The organism is Pseudomonas sp. SDO52101_S400 (genome assembly GCF_054071635.1).
Genome location: NZ_JBSVWF010000159.1, coordinates 1 through 318 on the forward strand (window position 1 = coordinate 1; position 318 = coordinate 318).

Annotated in this window: 1 protein-coding gene; it reads left to right on the forward strand. The window is 62.9% G+C overall.

All coding sequences use genetic code 11. The features are described from left to right. Positions 1-318, forward strand: a 318-nt coding sequence (locus tag ACW9HX_RS29170; RefSeq protein ID WP_457383224.1) for a hypothetical protein, incomplete at both ends; no start/stop codon positions are given.

The following is a 318-nucleotide window of genomic DNA, read 5'->3' on the forward strand; positions in this document are numbered from 1 at the left end:
ACTACACGCCCACCGGACTGATCCGACAGGAAACCGGTTTTGATGGGCGGCGCACCGCGTATGCCTATGACCGCAACGGCCACCTGCTGGAGAAGACCGAGTACGGCGATGACGGCTCGACCTTGGTCACCACTTATGAACGCGACAGTGCCGGGCGTTTGCTGCTCAAGACCCTGCCCGATGGCAGCACGGTTGAATACCGCTACGACCGCCTCGGTCGGCTGACCGGCGTCGATGATGGCCAAAATCACCCGCTGGCCTTCGAATACGACCTGCAGGATCGCCTGGTGCGCGAGCATCAGGGCTGGGGCACCTTGC